We start from the raw sequence: 4298 nt of genomic DNA, 5'->3' as shown, positions 1-4298 counted from the left end.
CCGATTAGGAAATTACCGTTAAAGGTTGAGAACGAATTTTTTTACTCAACGGGGCCGAACATAACGCAATTTCCGGGCCCGCACCATAGCAACGTCCCTAGGTTAAATTCCGATAAGGGGGTTTACCCGGGGAGCAGAACGGCTTATGTGAGCGCCTGTTTCAGCAGCACCCCTGATGGCAGCGCGATCACAAAACGCGGATGGAAAAACAGTCACCTGCGGGACTTAAACGCCGGCCGCCGGAGGCGTGTTTTTGTCATCAAAAGCCTGGCTCACGGACTGGCGCACGACATCCTCGATTTCTTGGCGAAGGCGCGGCGCCAGGCTCTGCGTTTGTTCAAGAATGAGCTGGCCCACCACCTCGCGCAGGCGCCGGTCCAGCACCAGGTCCACCCGTTGCAGCACGCGCTGCACCATCTGCTCCTGAAGGTCCTGTGAAGCGGCCAACGCGGCCGGCGGCGCGGTGGACACCGGCGATGCCTGGGGCGACGCGGGCATGGCGGCCTGGCCCAGCGCCGGCATGGGCGCGGCAATCGGCTTCACGACTTCCGTCAGCGTGGGCACGAAGCGCGGCGGCGCGGGTGGCGGGCGGTTCATGCGCCCTCCCCGGCCGTCGCCAGGTCATGCCGTTTCATCGCATAACCCCTGTCGGTGTAATGCTTCCAGCGGCTGCGCGCCGCGAGGCGGTCTTCGTCGCCCTGCGCCACCACTTCGATAAAACGCTCAAAGCGTTCGAACTCGGGGGGAATGCCCTGGCCCAGGTTGACCAGGACGCCGTAGTGCGGGCAATCCTTGAGCGATTCGGCCAGCACCACCGGCGATGCCGCCAGGGTGCTTTCAGCCGCCCCGGCCCGGCAGTGCGGCACAAACTCGGCGGGCGAAAAACTCCACATCAACTGGTCCAGGTCCGTGAGCATCGCGGCTTCACCCGTCACCACCACGCTGGCCCCGCTGAGGTAGGCCTTGCGCAGCAGCCGGCAGCTGTAGGCCAGCTTGTCGGGCACGTTGAAGTGAAAAGCGATCTCGGTCATGCCCGTGTCTTGGCGACGGCCCTGGTTTTTGCCGAAGCCTTGGGTTTGACGGGCGCCTTGGCGGAAGCCTTGGGCCTGGCGGAAACGACCTGGCCCAGCAGGTAGTCAAGCAGCAGAGGCACCGGCCGGCCGGTCGCGCCCTTGGCGGCGCCGCCCTTCCAGGCGGTGCCGGCGATGTCCAGGTGCGCCCAGGGGAAGCTGGCCGCAAAACGCTGCAGGAACTTGGCGGCGGTTATCGCGCCGCCGGCCCGTCCGGCCACGTTCGCGACGTCGGCGAAGTTGGTTTTCAGGCCTTCGGCGTAGTCGTCGTCCAGCGGCATCCTCCAGCACAGGTCCATGGACGACTCGCCGGCCTGCGCCAGCGCCGCGGCCAGGGCGTCGTCGCTGGAAAACAGCCCGCTGCGCACGCCGCCCAGGGCGATCACGCAGGCGCCGGTCAGGGTGGCGATGTCGACCACCGCCCTGGGCTTGAAACGCTCGGCGTAGGTCAGGGCATCGCACAGCACCAGGCGGCCTTCGGCGTCGGTGTTCAGGATTTCGATGGTCTGCCCGCTCATGCTGGTGACCACGTCGCCCGGCTTGACGGCGCGGCTGCCCGGCATGTTTTCGCAGGCCGGGATCAGGCCCACCACATTGAGCGCCGGCTGCAGTTCGGCCAGGGCCCGGAAGGTGCCCAGCACGCTCGCGGCGCCGCACATGTCGAACTTCATCTCATCCATTTCGGCGGCGGGCTTGATGGAAATGCCGCCCGTGTCGAAAGTGATGCCCTTGCCGACCAGCACCACAGGCGCCTCAGCCTTGGCGGCGCCGTCATAACGCAGCACGATGAAACGCAGGGGCTCGGCCGTGCCCTGGGCGACGGCCATGAAGGAACCCATGCCCAGCTTGGCGACCTCTTTGGGGCCCAGCACCTCAACCTTGATGTTGCGCAGCTTGCCCAGTTCCTTCGCGGCGCCGGCCAGCAGGGTCGGTGTCGCGTGGTTGGCGGGCCGGTTGGCCCATTCCCTGGCGAATTCCAGGCCTTTGACCAGGGCCATGCCTTTGTCCAGGCCGGCCTTGGCCGTCTTGGCGCTGGCAGCATCGCCCACGGCAATCACCACGCGCTGCAGCTTGGAGGGGCTGGGCTTGGACTTGGTGGTGGTGTAAACGTAGGTGGCATCGCTGCAGGCCGTCACGGCGGCGCGGACGGCTTCGGCCTGCAAGGCGCTCAGCAGGTCCAGGCACAGTACCAGGCGCTGGGTGTTGCCGTTCTTCACGGCGCCCAGGGCCACGGCTACGGCGCTGCGGACATTTTTGGGGCTGGCCTCGCCCACCCCGGCCAGCACAATGCGCGTGGCGGCAATGCCGGGCGCGCGGTAGGCGGCCAGGAGCTTGCCGGGCTTGGCCTCGAAGTCCCCCGATTTGATGGCCAGCGCCGTGAGCATCGACAGCGGATCGCTGCCGGAAGCCGGCTCCTGGGGAACGAGCACGACCAGTGCGTCGGTTTTTTCGCTGCAAATGCGCGCGCGGGTCAGTGTTTTGAGTTCAAAGTCCATAATTCAGGGTCTGGTGGATAAATCGAAGTAAAACAAAAATAGAACAAAGCTAAAGCAGATATTCAGTCAATGTTATTCCAATCTTCGATTCGCAAAGAGCTGGCACGCAGTTTCGGGGCCACGCTGGTGGTGCTGGTCACCATCGTGATGACCATTGTCCTGATCCGGACGCTGGGCCAGGCCTCGCGCGGTTTCATCAATCCGCAGGACGTCATGCTCTTCATGGCCTACTCCGCGCTGGGCCGCCTGCCGACCATCCTCACGCTGTCGCTGTTCATCGCCATGGTCAGCACCTTGTCGCGCATGTACCGGGACAGCGAGATGGTGGTCTGGTTCACCAGCGGCCAGGGGCTGGCCGGCTTTTTGCGTCCGCTCTTCCGTTTTTCCTGGCCGGTGCTGCTGGTCATCTCGCTGATGGCGCTGTTTGTCTGGCCCTGGACCAACCAGCAGACCAAGGACATGCAAAGCCGCTATGAGCAGCGCGGCGACCTGGACCGCATCGCGCCCGGGCAGTTCCAGGAATCCTCCAGCGGCAACCGCGTGTTTTTCATCGACCGCGACCTGGCGGGCGAACGGGCCAGCAACAACGTGTTCATCGCCGCCACCGAAAAAGGCAAAAGTTCCATCACCACCGCGCGCTCCGGCCGCATCGAGGTGCTGCACGACGCCCAGTTCCTGATGCTGGAAAACGGGCAGCGCCTGGAAAACGTGATCGGGCAGTCGGCCCTGAAAATCAGCGACTTCGCGGAGTACGGCACCAAGACCGGCGACGCCAACCCGCTCGCCGAGAACGCGCCGGAATCCAAGCTGCTGTCCACCCGCGACCTCGTCAAGGCGCCCACGCGCGGCAACCTCAGCGAACTGGCCTGGCGCCTGGGGCTGGCGCTGGCCGCCATCAATTTTGTCGTGCTGGCCGTGGCCCTGGCCAGCGTGAACCCGCGCGGCGGGCGCAGCGGCAACATGATCTTCGTGTTGCTGACCTTCGTGGTCTACAACAACCTGGTCAACCTCGGGCAGAGCTGGATTTTTGTCGGCCTCATCGGCTTCGGCAACTTCCTGCTGGCCCTGCACGGCGGCGTGCTGCTGCTGGGCCTGGCCTGGCTCTCCAAGCGGCAGTTCAACTGGGTGCTCAGGCCCGCCCGGCGCATCCAGCGCCAGCCCGTGGCCGTGCGCAACTCCGAAAGCCCGCAGCCATGAAAACCATACGCCGCCTGATTTACGGGGAAGTGCTGGCCGCCATCGCCCTGGTGGCCCTGGGTTTCCTGGCCCTGTTCTTCTTTTTCGACCTGGTCGACGAGCTGCAATACCTCGGCAAAAGCAACGGCATCAATGCCGGCGACATCTACCAGATCCGGCACGCGCTTCTTTATGTGGGACTCCTGATCCCCAACCACCTGTACGAACTGCTGCCCATCTCGGTGCTGATCGGCACGATTTTTGTGATGGCGCGCCTGGCACAAAGCTCGGAATACACCATTTTGCGAACCAGCGGACTGGGCCCCTGGCGCGCGCTGAAGCTGCTGCTGGCCCTGGGCGCGCTGTTTGTGGTGTTCAGCTTCGTGGTGGGCGACTACGTGGCGCCTGCCAGCGAGCGGGCCGCGCAGCTGCTCAAGGCGCGCTACCAGAGCAAGATCACCATAGGCCAGACCGGCGCGTGGCTGAAAGAAAAACAGGCTTACAACACCTACGTCGTCAACGTGAAGGCGCTCACCCCCGACAACGAAATGCAGGG

5 protein-coding genes are annotated in these 4298 nt (G+C 64.7%); 2 read left to right on the top strand and 3 right to left on the bottom strand.

The genetic code is table 11. From position 1 onward, the window contains the following. Positions 1–225: 225 nt before the first annotated feature. Genes ACLV8F_RS24700 through ACLV8F_RS24690 form a run of 3 tightly spaced genes read right to left on the bottom strand, consistent with a single transcriptional unit; the run spans position 226 to position 2566 of the window. A complete protein-coding gene (locus ACLV8F_RS24700; protein WP_411886840.1) occupies positions 226–597 on the bottom strand; it encodes a hypothetical protein in 372 nt (123 codons plus the stop codon). Beyond that, positions 594–1031, bottom strand: coding sequence for a DNA polymerase III subunit chi (locus tag ACLV8F_RS24695; RefSeq protein WP_411886839.1), 438 nt, complete (start codon positions 1029–1031; stop codon positions 594–596). Before ACLV8F_RS24695 ends, ACLV8F_RS24700 begins: the two co-directional genes overlap by 4 nt. Continuing rightward, positions 1028–2566: a leucyl aminopeptidase gene (locus ACLV8F_RS24690; RefSeq protein WP_411886838.1), complete on the bottom strand. Its 1539-nt coding sequence runs from the start codon at positions 2564–2566 to the stop codon at positions 1028–1030. Before ACLV8F_RS24690 ends, ACLV8F_RS24695 begins: the two co-directional genes overlap by 4 nt. 69 nt (positions 2567–2635) lie before the next feature. Here ACLV8F_RS24690 and lptF point away from each other — a divergent pair, with 69 nt between their 5' ends. Next, positions 2636–3763 carry an LPS export ABC transporter permease LptF gene (lptF, locus tag ACLV8F_RS24685; RefSeq protein WP_411886837.1) on the top strand — a complete coding sequence of 376 codons (1128 nt, stop codon included), beginning with the start codon at positions 2636–2638 and terminating at the stop codon, positions 3761–3763. Continuing rightward, positions 3760–4298: LptF/LptG family permease (locus ACLV8F_RS24680; RefSeq protein ID WP_411886836.1), on the top strand; the 539-nt coding region annotated here is incomplete at its 3' end. The genes lptF and ACLV8F_RS24680, both read left to right, overlap by 4 nt.

The sequence above is a fragment of the Polaromonas sp. YR568 genome, assembly GCF_943369675.1.
Lineage (GTDB): Bacteria > Pseudomonadota > Gammaproteobacteria > Burkholderiales > Burkholderiaceae_C > Polaromonas.
Note: the sequence above shows the minus strand (reverse complement) of the source record. Positions and strands in the feature narration are given on the sequence as shown.